The following is a 21430-nucleotide window of genomic DNA, read 5'->3' as shown; positions in this document are numbered from 1 at the left end:
TTAATCTTTGTTAAATTTTAATGATTCTTCTCTTAATTTTCGATTGGCATCTTCCAAAGACTTAATTTTGTCAAAGGCTGACATGAGTTCGTCCCGACTGAGATTGGAAACCATCGAACTGGCTTGCACCGTTTCCTTTGCTTCCCTGAGTTCCATCCGAGAGTAATCGATGATTTGTTCGTACATACGGATGATTTCGTCGGCGTTGGCTAATTCTTGTTCATTGAGTCTAAGAACTTTTTCATAGCCTTTGATGATATCCGATTGGATTTTCAGTTTTTTAGTCAGTTCTTCTACCGTATCTTGTCCCATAACATCTCTGGTTCCTTAGCCATTTTAGGATTCTGTTGACAGACAAACGCGGTCACCCACCTTGGATTAGCACAAGGGGACGTAGCTCAGTTGGGAGAGCGTTTGAATGGCATTCAAAAGGTCGGGGGTTCGATTCCCCTCGTCTCCAAAATCCCTCCCGGAATTTCACAGTTCAAAGCCTCCCCTGTCAAATTCTTTTTCATTTGGATAGGAGATCACTTGATCAATCAGTGACCTTTTTCAATCTATTCCATATTAGATTATGGCTGTTAGAAAAATCCTCAAGATTGGCAATCCCTTACTCCGTCAAACGAGCGAAGACGTAACTGAATCCGAAATCCAAACCAAGGATTTTAAAAAACTGATTCGAGATATGTTTGAAACCATGCGTCATGCAGAAGGTGTAGGCCTTGCTGCCCCCCAAATTGGTGTCATGAAAAAGTTGGTTGTGGTCGGCCAGGATGATGACAATGGAAGGTATCCTGGAACTCCTGAAGTTCCGAACCAAATCATTTTAAATCCAGAGATCACTCCACTCTCACCTCCGGGTGAAGGTTTTTGGGAAGGTTGTTTATCTGTTCCTGGAATGCGTGGATACGTAGAAAGACCGGATAAAATTCGAATGAAATGGCGAGATGAAAACTTTGAGGAACACGAAGAAATCATTAGTGGTTACCGTGCCATCGTATTACAACATGAATGTGACCATTTGTTCGGTGTTCTTTATGTGGATCGCCTCAAAAGTACAAAGTTATTCGGTTATAACGAAGACATCGATACTGCAGGTAAATTGTTAGATTAATTAGTTTTTTTCTCCTAAAGGAGTTTTATGGGTACATCCATCGTTCAGTATTTTCTTTCCAAGAGTTTATTCGTAAACCTTCTTACCTTTCTGATCATTCTTGTCGGTGGATTTACTGCTGCCACAATGAACCGAGAAGCATTCCCCAATATCAACTTTGATATTGTCAGTGTCACAACGGTTTATCCTGGTGCCGCACCTGCCGATGTAGAAAAATTGGTCACCAAACCTTTAGAAGATGCCATCAAAGAAGTGGATGGAATCAAAGAATTCAGATCAGCTTCTTTGGAAAACAGATCAGGTATCATCATCACCATTGATCCAAATACTAAAAACACACAAAAGGTTGTCGATGATTTAAAGTCTGCTATTGACCGCATCCAGGATCTACCAGAAGATGTGGATGATCCCATTGTTACTGAAATCACAACTGCAAGACAACCTGTGATCGAAATTCATTTATCTTCTACATCCAAAGATGGTAAACCTCTGTTAAATGCAAAAGAGCTCAGAGACCAGGCAAAAATTTTAGAAGAAAAACTAAAAGACCTACCTTCTGTTGCAAGAATTACCAAACGAGGTTGGCGAGAAAGGGAAATGAAAGTGGACCTTGATCCGGACAAACTGAGAGCCCTTTCTCTTTCCTCCACTCATGTACTCAATGCCCTTCGCTTACGAAACATCAATTTCCCTGGTGGGAATATCAACGAAAGAACAAGAGAAATCATTGTTCGCACTGTGGGAGAATTTGATACTGCCGAAGAAATTGAAAATGTTTTTGTTCGTTCGAACGATGCCGGACGTTCGGTCCGAGTTCGAGATGTAGCTCGTGTGACGGAAGGTTTCGAAGACTCGGAATATTTGGATAAATCCAATGGTGATATTGCGATTGCTCTTACAGTGATCAAAAGAGAAAAAGCAGATGCCATCACAGTTGTAGACGATTCCAAAAAAGTGGTAGAAGAATTTATAAAGTCTACAGGTGGAACCGTCAAACATGCGTTTGTCAATGACCTATCCAAATACATTCGCAGAAGATTAGGTGTTTTAACTTCTAACGCCGTATCAGGATTATTTCTTGTCACAGCGTCTTTATTTGTGTTTCTCGGCTGGCGGATGGCTCTTATGACAGCTCTTGGAATTCCGATCTCCATCGCCATGACTTTTGTTGCCATGAATTATATGGGATTAACATTAAATTTAATCTCTATGATGGGTCTTATCATTGTTGTCGGGATTTTGGTGGATGATGCCATCATCATCTGTGAAAACGTTTACCGTCATTTGGAAATGGGAGAAGAACCTTTTGAAGCAGCGATGCGTGGGACAAGCGAAGTTCTTGCACCAGTAACTGCCACAGTCACTACAACAATTGCTGCCTTCGGACCTATGTTATTTATGACAGGGATTTTTGGAAAGTTCATCCATTCCATTCCTCTCGTTGTAATTTTATCTTTATGTAGTTCCCTTTTTGAAGCCTTCTTTATGTTACCTTCTCACTTATACGATGTAAGTAAGGCAAGCGATATGAAGGGAGAAGTCAAAGAAGAATCTCACTGGTTTGTGAAATTCAAAGAAAGAACTTATTTACCTCTCCTCAGTTTTGCGCTAAAAAACCGCTGGAAAATGGTAGGACTCCTTATGGGTCTATTTGTGTTTTCGCTTGCCATTCAAATAAAATTTGGAAAATTCAAACTTTTTCCTGGGGCCATTGAAACCTTCCAAGTTCGTGTGACTGCGGAAACTGGACTAAAACTAGAAGAAACTGATCGTTTCATTCGTGTCATTGAAGATGCTGTAGGAAAACTTCCAGATGGAGAAGTAGAAAACTATATTTCACGAGTGGGGATCATTCAAAAAGACCCCAACGATCCTTTTACCAAACGGGGGAAAAATTATGCGCAAGTGATGGTGTATTTAACCCCTGATGACAATCGGGAGAGAACCACAGAAAAAATCATCGAAGTTGTCCGCCAAAACACCAAATTCATGTTAAATGAAAAAGCCCTCAAACTTTTAGAAGAAAAGTTAGCAAAAGAGAATCTTGGTAAAAAAGAAGAGGAACCTATCCCTACTTCTGAGATTCCAAAAGATTTTCTTCCCTTAAAAGGAAAACTGGTGAACCTAGAGTTTGAAAAACTAGCAGGTGGTCCACCTGTAGGAAAACCAGTCGCCATTGAAATCAAAGGAGATGATTTTAGCACCTTACTCAAAATTGGTGCCGAATACAAGGCAGCTCTTGCCAAAATCAATGGAGTCACTGACATTGGAGATGATTTTAACGAAGGAAAAGACGAGATTAGAGTTTCCGTAGATGAATCTCTTGCCTCTTTCGCTGGAGTCAGTGTTCAATCGGTATCTCTTGCCATCAATACTGCCTTACAAGGGACAGTCTCCACTAAAATCAAACGAGCTGATGAAGAAGTGGATGTCCGGGTTCGATTTCCAGAAGAATATCGTTCTTCTCTTACCCACCTAAACAAAGTGTATGTCAATAACCTAACAGGAAACTTAATCCCAGTTTCCAGGCTGACAAGTTACGATAGAAACCCAGGGCGTGCCTCGATCAATCACTTGGACGGCAAACGGTTGTTAACCGTAACTTCTAATATTGACGAAACAGTTTCTACTTCAAGGCAAGTCAACATAGAGGCCAAAAAACTTACCGAAGGAATTATATCCAAATACCCTGGGTATTCTGTACGTTTTTCAGGTGAAAACAAAGATACCGAAGAATCAATGGCATCTCTCGGAAGAGCTTTCCTTGTAGGTCTTATTATCATTTATATGATCCTTGCCTCGCTTTTCCGTTCGCTTGCCCAACCATTGATTGTGATGAGCGCCATTCCATTCGCCGTCATTGGGGTTATATTTGCTTTTTTAATCCACGGACAACCTTTTTCTTTCCTTGCTTTCCTGGGAATCATTGGACTTGCGGGGGTGGTCGTCAACGACTCCATCGTCCTTGTGGATTGTGCCAACCAATTACGACTGGAAGACCCAAGTAAATCCACATTTGAGTTATTAGTAGAAGCGGGAAGCATTCGCCTAAGAGCTGTAATGCTCACAACAGTGACAACTGTTCTTGGACTTCTCCCTACTGCTTATGGAATTGGAGGCAAGGACCCTTTCCTTGTTCCGATGGCTTTGGCATTTGGATGGGGACTTGCTTTTGCTACTTTTATCACACTCATTATGGTGCCGGTATTTTACCTCAACCTTTATATGTTTAAGGATTGGGCTGTAACAAAATTCCAATCAAGACAATCCAGAAAAAAAGGATACGTATAAGATAAAATCGATACCCCAGTTTACTGCAATATGGCTGAGCTCCATAGCGCAGTAGATCAGAAAATCTAGTTTATGAATGTCCCTTTTGGAAATGAAACAATTAAAGAACTAACAAACCTGCATTTAGAGAGAGAGACGACTTTCGTAGAATTTAAAATTCAATCCTTCTTATCGTTTAAAACTTCCGAAAGAGTCACAAACCTATATCCTTTTTCCTTCATTCGTTCAATGAATGTTGGCAGGATATAAATCAATTTATCAAATTTTCTTGGTCCACCCAAATGCATAAGGATGATAGCACCGTTCATTCCGTTCGCATCTGCTTTTTCCCAATTCTCTAAGAAAGTTAAAGTTTCCTCTCCCGTTTTATAATGAGGATTACGAACTACTTCCTTTTTGCCTTTGGACGTTTTTTTATATAGGAACTGTTTACTGATATAATCTGGTAAATCAAGCGATCCTTTTGAATTATTGGACCACATGATATGATCGGTATAACCAAGACTTGCATGTGCATCCAAAATCAATTGACTGAGTGCTCCATATGGGAGTCGGTAAAATTTTTTTAATTCTTGTTTGGTGAGAGAATGGAAGGTATCTTCTACACGTTTTAGCTCTTCTGCCATACGGGGCAGATCCAAAACCGATTTGGACAAATACTCAAGGACCAATCGTTTCTTTAACGAGGTTTCTGTGACAGACCTTTGGTAATTGAAATGGGACCAAGTGTGGTTTCCAAATTCCACCGATCCCGTTTTTGCCATTTTTTTAATAAAATCTAAATTTTGGCGAATAAAAAAGGATCCATTGATATCAGAAGGTCTCTCATTAGAAAGAAAGAGAGTCACTTTGATTTTATGATCTTTGATATAATTGTATAAAACAGGAAGTTCTTCTCCTGTTGCTAAATCAAAGGTAAGGGCAATTTCTTTTTGGGATTCATTTCCCCTTAGGATATTTCTGCCTTTGGAATTTTGACTGACTTCTTTTAAAAACTGAATGTTCTCTTCCACTTGTTTGGCAAGTTCTGTATCAGGTTCGGTGTCCCCTGCCAAAGCATATTCTTCACGAAGTTGCTCTTGGTACATAAGAGAAAAAAGAGATTGTTCCAGTTCCCGGAGATTCTTTTCTTTTTCTTTTACTTCTGTTTCGAGTTTGGTAACACTCAGACTCAAATAAAGCAAATACCCACAAAGAACAAGGACAGTGATTCCGACAAAAGCCAGAGCAGAAATCAGGGCAAACTTTCGGAGTTTTTTGGCAAACAGCCGGTCTTTCTCGATGTCCTGGGAAAGTTCATGAACGATATCTTGAATTTCCTTTTCTTCGTTTGTCGGATCGAGGGACATGCGGGTATTTGGTTTTCCTTATTTTCTAATATCGGATTTTGACCTGTCGTTCTAAAACAGGCGGCAAACCTCTTTAAGTCTTTATCTTTAAAAATTTTCCTTTCTTCCCCTGGCGGATGAGGTATTCCTTTCCCGGCTCCAAAGTGAGGCCTTGGTCAGTGATTTTTTCCTCATCCAAATACAAACCACCTGCTTGGACGAGCCGGCGCCCTTCTGAAACACTAGGAATGAATTTCAATTGGGAAAGAACATAAACCAGAAGTGGTGGTTTTTCCGAAAAATAAGAGGCATCCAAAGTTTCCGTAGGAATCTCATCTGGAAGGGCTCTGTTTTTTGTATTGTGGATGGCTGTCCACTCTTCCACTGCTTTCCTATTTTCTTCTTCTGGATGGAGTTGGTCCATTACAAGAAGAGCCAGTTCCGTTTTGACTTCTTTCGGATGGAGAGATTTGGAACGAATGCCTTCCTTTCTTTTTTCCATTTCTGAATGGGGAAGATCAGTCAAAAGTTCAAAATAATTCCACATCAGATCATCCGAGATCGACATGATCTTTCCATACATGTCGATGGGTTTTTCTGTGACTCCCACATAGTTTCCGAGAGACTTAGACATTTTTTTCACACCATCAAGTCCCACAAGTAGTGGTAAGGTAATGACAGATTGAGGTTTTTGCCCGTATTCTCTTTGTAAGTCGCGACCAACTAACATATTAAATTTTTGATCCGTTCCACCCAGTTCCACATCTGCTTTCATGGCAACCGAATCATACCCTTGTACAAGTGGGTATAAAAATTCAATCATAGAGATGGGAGTTCCGGCTTTATGACGTTTGGTAAAATCATCTCTTTCCAACATTCGAGAAACTGTATATTTGGATGTTAAAACCAATACATCTTCAAACTTCATTTCCGAACACCAATGCGAGTTATATAGGATTTTGGTTTTATTTGGATCTAAAATTTTAAAAACTTGGTTTTGGTAAGTTTTGGAATTTTCCAATACCTCTTCTTTCGAAAGACGTTTTCTTGTTTCTGATTTTCCAGTAGGGTCACCAATCATTGCGGTAAAATCACCGAGCATAAAACAAACTTCATGGCCTAGGTCTTGGAAATGTTTGAGTTTTCTTAGTAAAACAAAATGGCCTAAATGCAAATCGGGGGCTGTAGGATCAAAACCTGCTTTGATGGTAAGGGAAGGTTTGGATTTGATCTTTTCTAAAAGTTCAGCCTCACTGATGATCTCAACAGTTCCTCGGCGTATGGTATCTAATTCTTGGTTCAATTCTCTTTCAGTTTTCATAACAAATTTAAAAAATTTTCGATGGTCGAAATGGTGACTTTTGACAATACTAACCGTAGAATCTCTATAGGCAACCACCAAAGTACGTAAAAACCCTTATGAATCATTTAGATGAAAGAAAACAAACACTAAAACAATTAGAAACAACGGACTACGATGTCTTAGTATTGGGTGGAGGAGCCACTGGATCTGGGACAGCACTCGATGCTACCTTACGTGGCTACAAGGTAGCCCTTTTAGAAAAACAAGATTTTTCAGCAGGGACTAGTTCTCGTTCCACAAAACTCATCCACGGGGGAGTACGATACCTTGCCCAATTCCATTTTAAACTCATCTACGAAGCTTTGTCGGAAAGAAAACGCCTTCTTTTCAATGCACCTCATCTGGTGAAACCACTTCAGTTTGTTTTGCCTACCTATGTTTGGTGGGAAAAACCTTTTTATTCCATCGGACTCACAATGTACGATATCCTTGCGGGTAGATCCATAGTCCCTGGACATGAAAGGATCTCAAAAGCAACTGCGATTGATTATTTTGCCTCGATCAAAAAAGAAAAACTGAAAGGCGGAATTTCTTATTATGATGCCCAGTTCAATGATTCAAGACTCAATGTCACAACGGTAAGAGCTGCCAAAGAAAATGGAGCCGATGTTCTTTCAAGAATCGAAGTGGTTTCCTTTTTAAAAGATGCCAATGGAAAAATCACAGGTGTGACTGCCAAAGACTTAATCACGAAAAAGAAAATCAATATCAAGGCAAAGGTCGTTGCCAATACCACTGGAGTTTGGATTGATTCGCTTCGCAAACTAGATGATCCAAAAGTGGAAAATGTTTTAGCTCCTAGCCAAGGAATCCATCTTGTCTTCGACAAAGCGAAGTTACCTTGTCGCACCGCCATGATCATTCCGAAAACAGCAGACGGACGGGTGGTCTTTGTCATTCCTTGGGAAGGAAAAGTACTTCTGGGAACCACAGACACACCGATTCAAAAAATTGAGGAAGAACCTCTGCCTCTACAATCTGAAGTGGAATTTTTATTAAAAACGGGAAATGACTACTTAGATACCAAACTCACCAAAGCAGACATTGAATCTGTATTTTCTGGCCTTCGTCCTCTCATTTCCACCGGAGATAAAAAAGACACTAAATCCATCTCACGCGAAGAAGCCATTCTTGTTTCTGATTCTGGCCTTGTCACGATGTCAGGTGGGAAATGGTCTACCTTTCGAAAAATGGCAGAAGACCTTACAGATAAACTTATATCGGTCGGGAACCTTCCAAAAAAGATGAATTGTGTGACTGCTAATTTCGCCTTTCCTGGTGCCGATGGGTATTCCAAACATTTGGTGGCAAAAATCCAAACCATGTATGATCTTTCTTATGAAACGGCAGTTCGTTTGGTCGATGCGTTTGGTGGAGAGGTTCCTATGATTTTAGGTAAAAATCCAAAAGAAATCAAAAAGGGAACCGGATACTTTGCCGAAGAGATCAAACACTTTGTGAAGAAAGAATTTGCACTTTCTGTAACAGATGTCCTTTCGAGAAGATGGAGAGTTGTTTTTCTGGATTTAAAATTGGCTGAGTCGTTAGCCGTTCCAGTTGCCAACACTCTTGCCAAAGAACTTGGATGGAAAGAGACAGAAAAAAAATCCTCTTTAAACGAACTCACTGGTCATATCAAAGATCTAAAGAAAACGATCGCTTAACAAAAAAAGACGACACGAGTAGATTGGATGGTGATTCATCCCATCTACTTTGGTCTTGGAAGTTCATAATGATAAAATGTCCTTCCCGATTCCTTTTCTTTTAAAACAAATAGAAAATGTGTTTTGGGATTAAAAACTTCAGAAAACCTTGTTCCCAGTTTGGTTTTAAAGTTTTCATAATCTTCATCCCCCACTTCCGCACGTTTGAAAATCCAAGATATATTTCGTTCGATCCCACCCGCATCATAATAACTTAAGTTTAACTCTAGTCCCTCTTCTGAAGATTGAAGGATGGTATATGTTCCCACAATGGAAGGTAAAAATCCCAAAGGGTCTCCTTCCCCATACATCTCAGAAAAACTAAAAGTTTGGTCGGCTTTAAAGAAAACAGGAAGGATGGTTCCTTGGTCATAAAATAAAATGGTACTCTTTTCGTTGGCTAAAACCAATTGTTTGAATCCGGAATAATGCCTTTCTGCTTTCCCAAATTGTTCAATAGTTCGTTTGATTTTGTCAAAGGAGACCCAAGGAAAGGATACAAAACTATCTTTCTGAATTTCTCCAAATTGAAGTTCTGAAATACAAACTCGTCCAGTTGATCCCAAACCATGGGTTTCCAAAATTTCCAAACGAATCACATTCCCTTGGAATTTGGAATCCAAATCCAAAACTTGAAATCCCGATTTCCCGAACTTGGGTTTGTTCAATTCCAAATCCAAAGTAGAACCAATTTTCATTTTTGATTTTTGGTCATTCGTTTCCATCGCAAAGGAAGTGAGGCGAAGTTTTTTTACGGCATCATTTGTTTTTAAATCAATAGCAGACTTGTGAAATCCATTTAACATCCGCAAGGCGGAAAATTGGGAATACGAATTGAGGTATAGTGTAAATCCAGAACCAAATTCTTTGGCATTCGCACAAAAAGCTGTGGAAGTTTTATCATCCAAAGCAAACTCCGGACTGAATCGCCAGGGTTCTTCAGGATTCATCTGTCCAACACTTTGAGTGCGTCCATAGTCCAGTTGTTTTTCGGAAGCCTGGCAATTGCATAAAAGGGAAAAGAACAAAATTGGAAAAACGAGATGAATCAAATTCATACCAAAATAAGGAAGATCATCTGATGGGCGAGTCTTACGAAAAAAAAAGAGATCCATGGAATTTCAAAACCATGAATCTCTTCTAAAGACCAATCAAGCGAAAAACAAAATTGTTTAATCGATATAGTCTTTGAGTTTTTTCGAACGACTTGGGTGGCGAAGACGACGAAGTGCTTTTGCTTCGATCTGACGAATCCTTTCCCGGGTCACTTTAAATTGGTATCCCACCTCTTCGAGAGTTTGCGCATACCCATCATCCAAACCAAATCGCATCCGAATGACCTTTTGTTCCCGAGCCGGTAAGGTTTGGAGAACCTGACGGATTTGTTCAGATAGAATGGAAGACGCAGCAGAGTTCAGTGGAGAGATCACTTCCTTGTCTTCGATAAAATCTCCGAGTTCTGAATCCTCTTCTGAACCAACAGGAATCTCAAGTGAGATTGGTTCCCGCGCTACGTTTTTCACAGCCTTTACTTTCTGAACCGGCCAGCCGAGTCTTTCAGCAATTTCATCATTGGACGGGTCACGGCCAAATTCTTGGACAAAAAGACGAGTTTCTCGAATCACTTTGTTCACTTGTTCGATCATATGAACCGGAACACGGATGGTACGAGCTTGGTCAGAGATCGCACGAGTGATGGCTTGTCTAATCCACCAAGTGGCGTAAGTAGAAAATTTATAACCTTTTTTGTATTCGAACTTATCAACAGCACGGATAAGACCGATGTTTCCTTCTTGGATCAAATCAAAGAAATGCATCCCGCGGTTGGCATAACGTTTTGCAATGGAGACCACCAAACGGAGGTTTGCTCGCACAAGTTCTCTTTTAGCTTGTGCAATTTCCCTTTCTCCTTTGATGATTTTTTCACCCCAGTCTTTGATTTCCCCAACAGGAGATCCAGCTTCCTGTTCCATACGACGGAGTTTTCGTTCGTTGTTACGAATGTCTTTGATGACTTCTCTAACTTCATCAATATCGCAACCCATCATCTTTTCGATTTCATCTAGGTTTTCATTTTTTTCGATGAAACGGTTGAGGGCTTTGATTTCACGAACATCATGCCCGTATTTGGCTTTGATTTTAAGGAAATGTTTTTCGATTTCCTTAACACGAAATACCATCGATTTGATCTTTTGAGAAATCTTTTGGATTTCTTTTTGAGAAACTCCAATTTTACGAATGGCTTCATCGATTTTGCCCGTAGACATATCGATTTTTTCTTTGAGTTCTTTGAATTTCTTTGAGTTCTCAGAATACTTACGAATTCGGTTTGTGGACTCGTTTAAAACTTTTTCATCCTGTTGGATGAGTTCCATATTCTCAAAAAATACTTTTTCTAATTTGTCCGCTTGCTCTTGGTTGAGTGCGTACATTTTGTCCACTTTCACCAAGTCATAAACTTTGATTTTTTTGGACTTAATTTTCGGAATGAGTTTTGCAAAGTTTTGACGTAGGATAGAAGAACTAAGGATTGTTTCTTCAATGATTTTTTCACCCTTCTCAATCCTTTTGGCAAGAAACACTTCTGTTTCTCCAGAGATCAGGGATACTTTACCAATTTCTTTTAAATAAAGACGAATCGGATCTTCGGAACTAGAAGAAACACTGGACTCTCTTTTTTTACGTGCAGGTTTCTCTTTTGTTTCTTTAGTAGTTTCTTCCTTTGTTGTTGTGAGGGAACTAGATTCTTCCAAAGACTTTTTGGAATACTCTTCTACAATTTCAATCCCCATCTCGTGTAACAAAGTAAAGACATCATCAATTTTTTCGGAATTTAAAATTTTATCCGGAAGTATTTCATTGATTTCATCATAAGATACCTCTCGATTTGCTTTTCCGATCGAGATGATCTTTTGTACTTCTGGTAGGCTTGCTAGATTTTCCATTCTACCTCTATCCTCTTTATACTTCTAACGTTTGGATCGTTCGGAGATACACGGATCTCTTATTTTTTTCACTTTTTAAAAGTGAAAGCTCTGATAAAAGATTGTTCTTTTCTTCAATCGTTAAATCAGGTTTGGCCATCTCTTTGACAAGTTCTTCCATCCTTGCGTCATCCAACAAATCCGCATGGTAAAGAAACATCCCCTTAAATAAACCTGGTGTTGTCGATTCATCGGCCGTAAAATGTTCGGCAATCATTCCCAGGTATTCCGAAGGAATCTCTTCCCTCGAAAGAATTTCTGCAGCTGTTAGGTTCTCATTCTGCAAATATTTCGTATATAAATAGTCCCAAAGAAAAGCAGATACTTCATCTCGAAACTCCAGTGATAACAAATCATCAGCGAAACTAAATAGTTCCAAATTCTGAATGAGCATTGCGATCATCTTACGTTCACAGACCAAAATGGGGGAAGGTTTTCCCGGTTTGGCCACAGAACGTTCTTTTTTAGTATCGACCGCAGAGGGGGCCGAAGTTACACCCGGCTTGCCCCGAAAATCCTGAAAAAGCGAAGAAAATGAAAGTCCGAGCTGGCGTGCCCCCTCTTCTAAATAGACTTGTTTGTCTGTTTCCTTTTCCATTGGTTTTAGGAATTCAAAAAGTTTTTTGACACCTGCCTGTTTTTCCTCTGCCAAAGAAGAAGGCCCTGCTCCCGCAAGGATCTCACGGATCATAAATTGGGAAGCTGGTGCTGCCGATTCCAATAAATCTCTGATTTCTTGTTTGTTATGATGGAGGGAATAATCAAAAGGATCTTTTCCTTCCGGGATATGACAGACTTTTACTGAAACTCCTTCTTTCGAAAGAAGATTCACAGCACGAAAGGCACCTTTAGTTCCCGCCTTATCCGAATCCATCATTAAGTACACTTTGTCCGCCATATTCTTTAGAATTCGAACATGGCCTTCTGTAAATCCGGTTCCGAGTGGTGCGACGACAAACTCAATTCCTTTGCGGAATAGTCCGATGGCGTCAAACACACCTTCCACGATGACCGCTTCTCTTGTTTTTCGAATGCTATCTTGGGCTAAATTCAAATTATAAAACGTACGACTTTTATCATAAATGAGAGAGTTCGGACTATTGATGTATTTTGCTTCTTCTGATTCACCGAGGATCCTACCGGAAAAGGCAATCACTCTCCCTCTTGTATCAATCACAGGAAACATGATGCGGTTACGAAAAAAATCATAAGGATCTTTGTTTTGGTCCTGTCTTTTGAGTAGTCCTAACTGTTCTCCCAGTTTCACTTCCGTCTCGGTTTTAAAGAGTTCCGCACGCAAATTTCCAAAACCGGGAAGGCCAAATCCAATTTTAAAAACTTTTAAATCTTCTGAATACATCCCACGTGATTCCAAATACTTAAGGGCAATTTCGCCGCTTTGCGTATTTAAATTCTTTTGAAAGTATTCCAATGCTTTTTGGGAAACTTGGTAAAGGGCTTCTTTTTTTCGCTCTGATTCCTCTTCTTCTTTTGTTCTTTCGACAAGAGGAATTCCTGAATAATCAGAAAGGATTTCTAAAGATTTGAGAAAGTCTACCTTTTGGTAGTCCATCACAAATCGAAACAAATCACCGGATGCTTTGCATCCAAAACAGTGGTAGAACCCACCTTCTGCGTTTACATTAAAAGATGGAGTTTTTTCGTTATGGAATGGGCAGATTCCAACAAGATTTCTTCCCATACGGCGCAAAGGAACAAACCGGTTGATATAAGAATCAATGGAGACTTCTCTGCGAACTCTTTCTTTAAAACTTTGGTAAGGATTCACAGTATAACAGTATTAACTGGCGCTAAGTGCTTGTTTTGCGAGAGAGGATACCTTGGAGCCGTCTATATTTTGCCCTTTAAATTTTGCCATTACTTTACCCATCACCTTTCCCATATCCTGGGCTCCGTTCGCATTCAATTCCGCAATGGCTTCGTTCACTGCTCGAGAGATTTCTTCTTCGGAGACTTCTTTTGGAATATAACGTGAGATGACTTCTGCTTCCTGAATTTCTTTGCTCGATAAATCGGGACGGTTGGCTTTGTCATATTCGACAGCCGTGTCCTTTCTACGTTTGAAATTGGATTTTAAAATCTGCATCACTGCAGTATCCGTTAATTCGGAAGCACCGGTTTTGGTTAACTCATATTGAATTTCTGCTTTGATGAGACGCAAAGTGCCGAGGACTGTTTCATCCTTGGCCTTTAATGCCGTTTTTAGATCGGTACTAATCGTCTCTTGCAGGGTCATTGGATCACCGGCTTAAAGATTACAGTTTATCTTTTTTAGCAAATAGTCTTTTCTTTTTGTCTCGTTTGCGTTTCGCTGCTTCGACTGCCTTTTTTTTGACAACACTCGGCTTTTCGAAGTATTCACGGCGTTTGATTTCGCTCATAATACCAGCATTCGCACAATCTCTTTTGAATCTACGAAGCGCCGCCTCGATAGATTCCCCTTCTTTTAAATAAATCCCTACTTGTGGGGTCATAGACAAACAACTGTCCTTTTGTAAAAATGGTCTAGTTTTGACGGTATCGGAAACCGCCCTGATTTGTCAATTCAGCCGAAAAACTAATCAGAAATTTTCGATGAAAATAGAAGAAAACCTCGAATCATCCGCTAAAATCTCCCTGTCAATGGGGAAAATCTTGAGTTTGTAGTCCAAAATCAAATGTTTGGAGGGAAAATAAAGGGATCCAAACCTATGATTGGCACCATCCAGAGTTTCTCCCGGACAAAAAAGGAAATAGGACCTTGGGTTCAATTGGAAATTGAATTCGTTTTCTTTCGTTTCTTTGTGCAGGGTGGCGGTCACCTCCCGTAAGATCTCTTGGCTTTTGACCACACCCAAAGGTTTGAAAAAGGGAGAGAGGTCCTGGAGGTGAAAAAATGCAATCACTCCCGCGGGCTGATCCTTTGTGAGAGATCGATCGATTTTTTTTCGGATTGGCTCGATGATCGTTGGAAAATCGAGAAGGTTCTTTTCCCGAAGGGAAATCCCTGTAGCACAAAAAGTCAAAACTTGGTTTGATAGATCTTCCCAATTTCGTTTTGAAAGTTCTGGTTCAATTTCCTGGACGACAAGGGCAAAAACAGGAACTTCACCTTCAGGAAGGCGCATGATATTGATCTTCAAATCCCTTCCCCCTTCTGAAAAAGTCCCAAGGGATTTTGGTTCCATAAATTCCAGGTCCCGGACGAGGGTCGCCATTTGACCGGACACAAGACTTCTTAGCCATTCCTCTTTTTCCGTCCTACCAAATTCATAAACGATTTCACCGGCTAGGTAAACCCAACCCAAATGGGCGCCGACACTGGCAAAACTAATGCCAAGCCTACGGGAATGGTAGTCTGTCATTTGCATGGAGGGGGATGGACTTACATGAGTTGGATCTATCATTGGAATCTGGTTTTAGTATCGGCGCGGGCCTGACCAATCAAAAGGAGAAAGGATTGCCCCTGGCGTTACGCTCCCAAAATGGAGTAAAAACAACTCGGGGAACCTGTGAACGCAACACCGAAACAAAAAAAACTCATCTCTCTATCGCAATTCATTCTAGAAGAGCAACTCAAAATCCCTCATGCCTCCGGAGAATTTACAGCCCTACTCAGCCATCTCGTTTATGCGGCCAAAATTGTTGGTCGTGAAGTGAGAAAGGCAGGACTTTTGGATGATATCCTTGGTGCTACGGACGATACCAATGTCCAAGGCGAAACCCAAATGAAATTGGACCAATACGCGGACAATGCCTTCAACCAGTCCCTTAAAATTTGTGGGCACCTTTGTGTCCTTGCCAGTGAAGAACACGAACACATCATCCCGATTCCTGGCGGATACAATATCGGAAAGTACACCATGGCCATTGATCCCCTAGATGGATCTTCCAATATTGACACTAACGTCTCCATCGGAACGATTTTTTCCATCCACCAAAGACTGGAACCCAATTCCAAAGAACCTGGGAACGAAAAAGATTTATTACAACAAGGCCATTTACAACGCTGCGCAGGTTATATCATTTATGGTTCTTCCACGATGCTTGTCCTCTCCACAGGAAAGGGTGTTTCTGGGTTTACTTTAGATCCAAGTGTAGGTGAATTTTTACTCTCCCATCCGAATATGCAAATGCCTGAGTCTGGGGATATTTATTCTGCCAATGAAGGAAACGCATCCTATTGGTCTCCGGAAGTACAAGCTTATCTCCAAAAGATCAAATCCATAGAAGGTGGAAAAAAACCAAAAACAGCTCGTTATATTGGATCCCTTGTTGCGGATTTCCATAGAAACCTTTTGAAGGGAGGGATTTTCCTCTATCCAAATGATACAAAATCTTCCAAGTATCCGAATGGAAAACTTCGTTTGTTGTATGAAGCTGCCCCGATGGCGTATATCGCAGAACAAGCTGGTGGAATGGCGGTTACTGTTAAGGGTGAGAGAATCCTTGACCTAACCCCTAAAGACCTTCATGAAAGAACAACGCTCATTATTGGTAGCAAAAAGGAAGTAGAAGAATTCCTTACGTTTGTTCCTAAGTCATAATTTTCCAAACCATTGAAAGAAATTTCTTTCAATGGAAATGATATTCTAGTAGTTTTGGCAGAATTAAAAGATTTTAGGAGAGAACTTTCAATGAATAAAAAACTACTCGTTTTAATTCTTGGTGTGACTATGGCTTCTGGACTTGCATTCTGCAAAAAAGAAGAGCCGGTTGTTGAAGAAAAAATCGAATCTGTTGAAGATGCAGCGAAAAAAGTAACTACAGAAGTAGAGAAAAAAGTAGATGCAGCAGTGAAAACTGCAGAAGCAGAAGCTAAAAAAGCAGCAACAGGCGCGATCAAAGACGCTACAAAAGACATTAAAAAACCAGCAGGTTTCTAATCATCTTTTTCTGTAAAAGAAAACCAACCGAAGTTTCGGTTGGTTTTTTTATTTTCTAACTATCTGTATACTTGATCTTAGCATGCAGTTCTTCCTCTAAAGCACATTTCGGATAAGTTCCCACATCAAGAGAAGTCCCAATATGACCAAAAGGGTCCTGGGGAGAAATGATTCTTAAGTCCCAACCGTTCACAATCCAAGGGCATTGGTAGTTTTTGTCTCGGCAAAGAATTTGTGCTGCTTTTGGTTTAGGATAAGCCCAGGCTGAAGTTTGGAATTTACATTTGTTTTCGATTTCTGCAATGGTACGGATGCGTTTGATGGCTTGGTCAAATTCTTTAAACCTGCTTGTCATCGGATCAGCAAGGTCTTTTCGAAAGAGTCCTTTCTCTGCATTGTAAGTAAACATCACTAACAATTTTTCAGACACATGTTCCTTTTCAGTGGATACCTTTAAATTTTCCATGATGTAACGAGCAATTTTTAATGCATCTAATGTGACTTCGGCAGTGTCATCAGCATACTCACCTGCTTCTTCTTCATCATCGCTGGCATCATCTTCCATCCCGCTTCCAGCCAAAAGATCCTGATTCAATTGGTGTTTGCGAAGGTCTTCTACGTTTACTGTGGCAGGAACCACTCCAGGGATTTCAAATCCATTCGAACCATGGTTGTTAATCGCACTGATGACTTCTTCTGGTAGATTCAGTTTTCTTGCAATTTCCAAAGAAAGATTTACCGCAGAAGAAAGTGAAGACCCGAAAAAACTTTGTTTGTACAAACCTTCCTTCGACACTGCTATGTCAGCACAAAGACCAGCTAAAAAACTGAATCGGTTGACCATCTTAAATCCATATTGTTTTTGGATCACCGATCCTAAACTCAAAAGACCAAAGTCAGCAAGATGGTTAAAAAACTCTTTGTGATTGAGAAGAACACGAAAAAAAGATAAAGCAAGTGACTTGGAATAAAATGAATTTTGAATGATCCCCTTAAGACTTGCCATTCGTTCCGCATTTTGTTCATAAAGATGAAAAATAAACTCATTGGATCTGTCTTCAATTCGACTGAGGATTGCTTTCGAAAGTACCATCCGAAGCATCCGCATCAAATCTTTGGACATTGCTAACTTAAATGAAGGGATATAGTTTCCCTCCATACCTTCTAGTTTCTTTAAAATATTTTCCTTGATCGCCACTTTTTCTTTGATGAGGATACTACCGTTTTTATCAACGACTGGTTCACTGAGAGAAACAGAACCTAACAAATCATAATCAACAGCAAAATTTTTAAATTCATTGAATTCTAAGAATTCGATTCCAGCGTTCGTAATTTTCATAAAGGTCCTAAGGAAACTGTCTTTTACGATCCTTCTGAGAGCAAGATTTTTGCTTTCCTTCTGCGTCTAAATAGTGTAGTTTTTTAGTCGTTTTGGAGGTTCTCGTTGGTTTCTTCTATCCCAAAAGACTCACAATCTGTGAGCGAGTTGAAAGAGTTCTACAGACAAATGGTACTTATACGAAAGTTTGAGGAAGCCGCTGCCAAAGCCTATAGTGTAGGAAAAATTGGTGGGTTTTTACATTTGTACATCGGCCAAGAGGCAGTGGGTGTTGGATCGATCGCTGCCCTCACACCCAAAGACTACATTGTTTCCACCTATAGAGACCACGGCCATGCTTTGGCCAGGGGACTTAGTCCCAAACCTCTTATGGCAGAGTTATTTGGAAAAGGAACAGGGATTTCAAAAGGTAACGGCGGTTCGATGCATTTTTTTGATCGTAACGCACATTTTATGGGTGGGCACGGAATTGTGGGAGGTCATATCTCACTAGCGGCAGGAATTGCCTTTGCTTCTAAATTTAAAAAAGAAGATTCTGTTACCATTTGTTTTTTTGGAGAAGGTGCTGCCAATATTGGATCGTTCCATGAGGGTTTAAACCTTGCTGCCATTTGGAAACTTCCCGTCGTTTTCATTTGCGAGAACAACCATTATGCGATGGGAACTCCGGAATACCGAGCTCTTGCTGTCAAAGATGTTTCTGTCAGAGCTTATGCTTATGACATTGCTCGCGATCATATAGAAGGAGATGAAGTGAGAAAGGTCAGAGACCATGTCCAAGTGGCTGTGGAACGAGCGCGTCGCGGCGAAGGACCAACACTCATCGAAGTTTCCACTTACCGGTTTCGTGGCCACTCTATGTCCGATCCTGCCAAATACAGAACCAAAGAAGAATTGGAAGCCTATAAAAAGAAAGATCCACTCATGCGAGCAAGACACGAGCTAGAGTTAGGTGGGATTAAAACAGAAGAATTAGATAAAATGGATTTGGAAATCCAAACCCAAATTGATGAGGCCTACCAATATGCAGAGACCTCACCAGAACCTCCCCTTTCCCAACTACACAAATACGTGTATGCGGAGGATAAATAAATGGCCATCTTAACTTACAGAGAAGCATTAAACCGGGCCATGGTAGAAGAAATGGAAAAAGATCCACTCATTTACCTGATGGGAGAAGAAGTGGGACATTACCAAGGGGCTTATAAAGTTTCCCAAGGAATGCTCGATAAATTTGGCGAAGAACGAGTGATTGATACCCCCATTTCTGAAAATGGATTTGCAGGGATTGGAGTAGGTTCTGCGATGGTGGGTCTACGTCCCATCATTGAATTTATGACTTGGAACTTTTCTCTTGTTGCCATCGACCAAATCATCAACTCCGCTGCCAAAATGAATTATATGAGTGGGGGCCAGTTCCCTATGCCGATTGTCTTTCGTGGTGCGGGAGGTGTGGGAGGAAGGCTTGGTGCCCAACACTCCCAAGCCTTCGAATCTTGGTATGCCCATTGCCCAGGACTCAAAGTAGTTTGTCCTGCCACACCAAAAGATGCTTATGGCCTACTCAAATCTTCCATTAGAGATAATAACCCAACGATATTCATCGAATCAGAAGTGTTATACGGTTCCAAAGGAGATGTCCCCGAACAGGAATACACCATTCCTTTGGGCCTCGGCGAAATCAAACGCAAAGGTACAGACATCACACTTGTGACTTGGTCAAGGGCTCTCGGGTTTGCAGAAGAAGCAGCGGTCCTTCTCGAAAAAGAAGGGATTTCAGTCGAAATTGTGGATCTACGCAGTTTACGCCCGTTAGATGAAAACCTAATCTACGAATCGGTTAAAAAAACAAACAGGGCACTTGTTGTCGAAGAAGGATGGCCTGTGGCCGGATTTGGAGCACAAATTGCTTATCTCATCCAAAAAAATGCCTTCGCTTATTTGGATCATCCAGTGGAACGAGTCACACAAATGGATGTTCCTATGTCTTACGCTGCCAACTTAGAAAGAATGAGTTTGCCAAACGCAACAAGAGTTGCCGATACCATCCGCGAGATGTTACAGTAGGAGAACCTAAAATGGCAAAAATTCAAGAAATGACCCAACTTTCCCCTACAATGGAAGAAGGAACCATTGTGAAATGGTTAAAAAAGGAAGGAGATTCGATCTCTCCTGGTGACATCATAGCAGAAGTAGAAACAGACAAAGCCGTGATGGAAATGGAAGCTTATGATTCCGGTGTGATTTTAAAGATCATCGAAGGAGAAGGATCCAAGTTAAAAGTGGGACAGGCCATGGCTGTGATTGGAAAACCCGGGGAAGATGTGGCATCTCTTTTAGCAGGGATTCCCGCGACTTCACCTAACCAAAACAAAACGGAGACGACCCCTACTCCTACAAAGGAAGTAGAAATCCAAACAGCAAAACCTGTTGTTCCAGAACCTGTAGCAACTGCAATCTCACAGAAAGAATCAAACCCAAAACCTTCCCCGCAATCGAAAGATCAGACTTCGGGTTCGCCAGCCAATGCCAATCGAGGAGGACTTCGTGTCCTTGCTTCTCCTCTCGCCAAATCCATTGCCATCGAAAATGGTGTTGATTTACACACTGTGATCGGAACAGGACCTGAAGGAAGGATCACTAAAAAAGATGTTTTGGATACTTTAAACCAAGGTTCTGGTACAAGTCAATACGCAAGTAAAGCAGCAACGCGCGCAGATGAAGTTGTGACTTTGAATGGAATGCGAAAAACCATAGCCAAACGTCTGACCGAATCCAAACAAAATCTCCCCCACTTTTATTTGAATGTGGATGTAAATGCAAAAGCCATGGAGACATTTCGTCTGGAACTTTCCGAATTCCAAAAACATTTAGATCCGGAACTCCAAATGAAGGTCAGCTTAAACGATATCATCGTCAAAGCAACTGCTACCGCCCTGAGGCTTCATCCCAAAGTCAATGCGAGTTTCCAAGGAGATTCCATTTTACAATTTGGTCGAGTGGATGTAGGGATTGCTGTTTCTCTTGATGGAGGACTATTAACACCAGTTATCCGAAATGCGGATGGAAAATCTATACTTGAGATTTCGAAAGAAGTGAAAGAACTGGCAAAACGTGCCCGGGATCGCAAACTAAAACCTGAAGAATTTTCAGGTGGAACTTTTACCATTTCTAATCTAGGAATGTATGGAATCAGTCGGTTCACAGCCATCATCAACGAACCAGAAAGTGGGATCTTGGCTGTTGGTTCTGTGGAAGACAAACCTGTTGTGGAAAACGGGGCCGTGGTAGCTGGCCGGGTTTTGTCTCTCACGTTGTCTTGCGACCACCGAGTGATCGATGGTGCGGTTGGAGCCGAATTCTTAAGGACTCTCAAGAGTCTTTTAGAACAACCGAGCCTTATGGCCGGTGTGATCTGACTC

The 21430-nt window shown here is 40.8% G+C and carries 18 protein-coding genes and 1 tRNA gene; 9 read left to right on the top strand and 10 right to left on the bottom strand.

Annotated features, from left to right (window positions below; genetic code table 11):
- Positions 1-312, bottom strand: a complete 312-nt coding sequence (locus tag EHQ47_RS09755) for a hypothetical protein (protein WP_004788640.1) — start codon at positions 310-312, stop codon at positions 1-3.
- A 75-nt stretch (positions 313-387) separates the two neighbouring features.
- Here EHQ47_RS09755 and EHQ47_RS09750 point away from each other — a divergent pair.
- From EHQ47_RS09750 to EHQ47_RS09740, 3 genes are all read left to right on the top strand, one after another.
- Positions 388-460: transfer RNA gene (locus EHQ47_RS09750), tRNA-Ala, on the top strand.
- Between the two features lie 114 nt (positions 461-574).
- Positions 575-1114, top strand: a complete 540-nt coding sequence (gene def / locus EHQ47_RS09745; protein WP_135777097.1) for a peptide deformylase — start codon at positions 575-577, stop codon at positions 1112-1114.
- A gap of 27 nt (positions 1115-1141) precedes the next feature.
- Positions 1142-4405: an efflux RND transporter permease subunit gene (locus EHQ47_RS09740; protein ID WP_135777096.1), complete on the top strand. Its 3264-nt coding sequence runs from the start codon at positions 1142-1144 to the stop codon at positions 4403-4405.
- Between the two features lie 158 nt (positions 4406-4563).
- Here EHQ47_RS09740 and EHQ47_RS09735 read toward each other — a convergent pair whose 3' ends face one another.
- Both EHQ47_RS09735 and tyrS read right to left on the bottom strand, forming a co-directional pair.
- On the bottom strand, positions 4564-5754 hold the full coding sequence (locus tag EHQ47_RS09735) for a polysaccharide deacetylase family protein (RefSeq protein ID WP_135777095.1): 1191 nt from the start codon (positions 5752-5754) through the stop codon (positions 4564-4566).
- A gap of 73 nt (positions 5755-5827) precedes the next feature.
- Positions 5828-7054, bottom strand: coding sequence for a tyrosine--tRNA ligase (tyrS, locus tag EHQ47_RS09730; RefSeq protein ID WP_135749580.1), 1227 nt, complete (start codon positions 7052-7054; stop codon positions 5828-5830).
- Positions 7055-7152: 98 nt separating this feature from the next.
- On the opposite strand from tyrS, the gene EHQ47_RS09725 reads away from it, so the two are divergent.
- Positions 7153-8760 carry a glycerol-3-phosphate dehydrogenase/oxidase gene (locus tag EHQ47_RS09725; protein ID WP_135777094.1) on the top strand — a complete coding sequence of 536 codons (1608 nt, stop codon included), beginning with the start codon at positions 7153-7155 and terminating at the stop codon, positions 8758-8760.
- A 44-nt stretch (positions 8761-8804) separates the two neighbouring features.
- Here the strand turns inward: EHQ47_RS09725 and EHQ47_RS09720 are convergent, their stop codons facing one another.
- The 6 genes from EHQ47_RS09720 to EHQ47_RS09695 all read right to left on the bottom strand — a co-directional run bounded on the left by EHQ47_RS09720 (position 8805) and on the right by EHQ47_RS09695 (position 15190).
- A complete protein-coding gene (locus tag EHQ47_RS09720) occupies positions 8805-9857 on the bottom strand; it encodes an NADase-type glycan-binding domain-containing protein (RefSeq protein ID WP_425269570.1) in 1053 nt (350 codons plus the stop codon).
- Positions 9858-9971: 114 nt separating this feature from the next.
- Positions 9972-11744: an RNA polymerase sigma factor RpoD gene (rpoD, locus tag EHQ47_RS09715; RefSeq protein WP_100718534.1), complete on the bottom strand. Its 1773-nt coding sequence runs from the start codon at positions 11742-11744 to the stop codon at positions 9972-9974.
- Between the two features lie 16 nt (positions 11745-11760).
- A complete protein-coding gene (gene dnaG, locus EHQ47_RS09710; protein WP_135749577.1) occupies positions 11761-13572 on the bottom strand; it encodes a DNA primase in 1812 nt (603 codons plus the stop codon).
- Positions 13573-13584: 12 nt separating this feature from the next.
- Entirely contained in the window at positions 13585-14040 is a 456-nt protein-coding gene (locus EHQ47_RS09705) for a GatB/YqeY domain-containing protein (protein ID WP_135693163.1), read from the bottom strand.
- Between the two features lie 19 nt (positions 14041-14059).
- Positions 14060-14278 carry a 30S ribosomal protein S21 gene (gene rpsU / locus EHQ47_RS09700; RefSeq protein WP_002973784.1) on the bottom strand — a complete coding sequence of 73 codons (219 nt, stop codon included), beginning with the start codon at positions 14276-14278 and terminating at the stop codon, positions 14060-14062.
- An 87-nt stretch (positions 14279-14365) separates the two neighbouring features.
- Complete coding sequence (locus tag EHQ47_RS09695) at positions 14366-15190, bottom strand: hypothetical protein (protein WP_135749576.1); 825 nt, start codon at positions 15188-15190, stop codon at positions 14366-14368.
- Between the two features lie 105 nt (positions 15191-15295).
- Between EHQ47_RS09695 and fbp the strand changes: the two genes are divergently transcribed.
- Positions 15296-16330: a class 1 fructose-bisphosphatase gene (fbp, locus tag EHQ47_RS09690; RefSeq protein ID WP_135777092.1), complete on the top strand. Its 1035-nt coding sequence runs from the start codon at positions 15296-15298 to the stop codon at positions 16328-16330.
- A gap of 12 nt (positions 16331-16342) precedes the next feature.
- A complete protein-coding gene (locus EHQ47_RS09685) occupies positions 16343-16669 on the top strand; it encodes a hypothetical protein (protein WP_244290292.1) in 327 nt (108 codons plus the stop codon).
- Positions 16670-16724: 55 nt separating this feature from the next.
- Here EHQ47_RS09685 and EHQ47_RS09680 read toward each other — a convergent pair whose 3' ends face one another.
- Positions 16725-18008 carry a hypothetical protein gene (locus EHQ47_RS09680; RefSeq protein ID WP_135749574.1) on the bottom strand — a complete coding sequence of 428 codons (1284 nt, stop codon included), beginning with the start codon at positions 18006-18008 and terminating at the stop codon, positions 16725-16727.
- Between the two features lie 105 nt (positions 18009-18113).
- On the opposite strand from EHQ47_RS09680, the gene pdhA reads away from it, so the two are divergent.
- From pdhA to EHQ47_RS09665, 3 genes are read left to right on the top strand one after another with little or no spacing between them, the layout of a single operon-like run.
- Positions 18114-19100 (top strand): pyruvate dehydrogenase (acetyl-transferring) E1 component subunit alpha, encoded by a 987-nt coding sequence (gene pdhA, locus EHQ47_RS09675; protein WP_135749573.1) that lies wholly within the window; start codon positions 18114-18116, stop codon positions 19098-19100.
- Positions 19101-20075: a pyruvate dehydrogenase complex E1 component subunit beta gene (locus EHQ47_RS09670; protein WP_135777091.1), complete on the top strand. Its 975-nt coding sequence runs from the start codon at positions 19101-19103 to the stop codon at positions 20073-20075.
- Positions 20076-20086: 11 nt separating this feature from the next.
- Complete coding sequence (locus EHQ47_RS09665; protein ID WP_135777090.1) at positions 20087-21427, top strand: pyruvate dehydrogenase complex dihydrolipoamide acetyltransferase; 1341 nt, start codon at positions 20087-20089, stop codon at positions 21425-21427.
- Positions 21428-21430: the final 3 nt, after the last annotated feature.

This window comes from Leptospira bourretii, from assembly GCF_004770145.1.
Classification (GTDB): domain Bacteria; phylum Spirochaetota; class Leptospiria; order Leptospirales; family Leptospiraceae; genus Leptospira_A; species Leptospira_A bourretii.
Note: the sequence above shows the minus strand (reverse complement) of the source record. Positions and strands in the feature narration are given on the sequence as shown.

Bases quoted from the DNA above. Each gene is read 5' to 3' on its own strand.
- EHQ47_RS09755 (WP_004788640.1), bottom strand. From the start codon at position 312: ATGGGACAAGATACGGTAGAAGAACTGACTAAAAAACTGAAAATCCAA.
- def (WP_135777097.1), top strand. From the start codon at position 575: ATGGCTGTTAGAAAAATCCTCAAGATTGGCAATCCCTTACTCCGTCAA.
- EHQ47_RS09740 (WP_135777096.1), top strand. From the start codon at position 1,142: ATGGGTACATCCATCGTTCAGTATTTTCTTTCCAAGAGTTTATTCGTA.
- EHQ47_RS09735 (WP_135777095.1), bottom strand. From the start codon at position 5,754: ATGTCCCTCGATCCGACAAACGAAGAAAAGGAAATTCAAGATATCGTT.
- tyrS (WP_135749580.1), bottom strand. From the start codon at position 7,054: ATGAAAACTGAAAGAGAATTGAACCAAGAATTAGATACCATACGCCGA.
- EHQ47_RS09725 (WP_135777094.1), top strand. From the start codon at position 7,153: ATGAATCATTTAGATGAAAGAAAACAAACACTAAAACAATTAGAAACA.
- EHQ47_RS09720 (WP_425269570.1), bottom strand. From the start codon at position 9,857: ATGAATTTGATTCATCTCGTTTTTCCAATTTTGTTCTTTTCCCTTTTA.
- rpoD (WP_100718534.1), bottom strand. From the start codon at position 11,744: ATGGAAAATCTAGCAAGCCTACCAGAAGTACAAAAGATCATCTCGATC.
- EHQ47_RS09705 (WP_135693163.1), bottom strand. From the start codon at position 14,040: ATGACCCTGCAAGAGACGATTAGTACCGATCTAAAAACGGCATTAAAG.
- rpsU (WP_002973784.1), bottom strand. From the start codon at position 14,278: ATGACCCCACAAGTAGGGATTTATTTAAAAGAAGGGGAATCTATCGAG.
- EHQ47_RS09695 (WP_135749576.1), bottom strand. From the start codon at position 15,190: ATGATAGATCCAACTCATGTAAGTCCATCCCCCTCCATGCAAATGACA.
- EHQ47_RS09680 (WP_135749574.1), bottom strand. From the start codon at position 18,008: ATGAAAATTACGAACGCTGGAATCGAATTCTTAGAATTCAATGAATTT.
- EHQ47_RS09670 (WP_135777091.1), top strand. From the start codon at position 19,101: ATGGCCATCTTAACTTACAGAGAAGCATTAAACCGGGCCATGGTAGAA.
- EHQ47_RS09665 (WP_135777090.1), top strand. From the start codon at position 20,087: ATGGCAAAAATTCAAGAAATGACCCAACTTTCCCCTACAATGGAAGAA.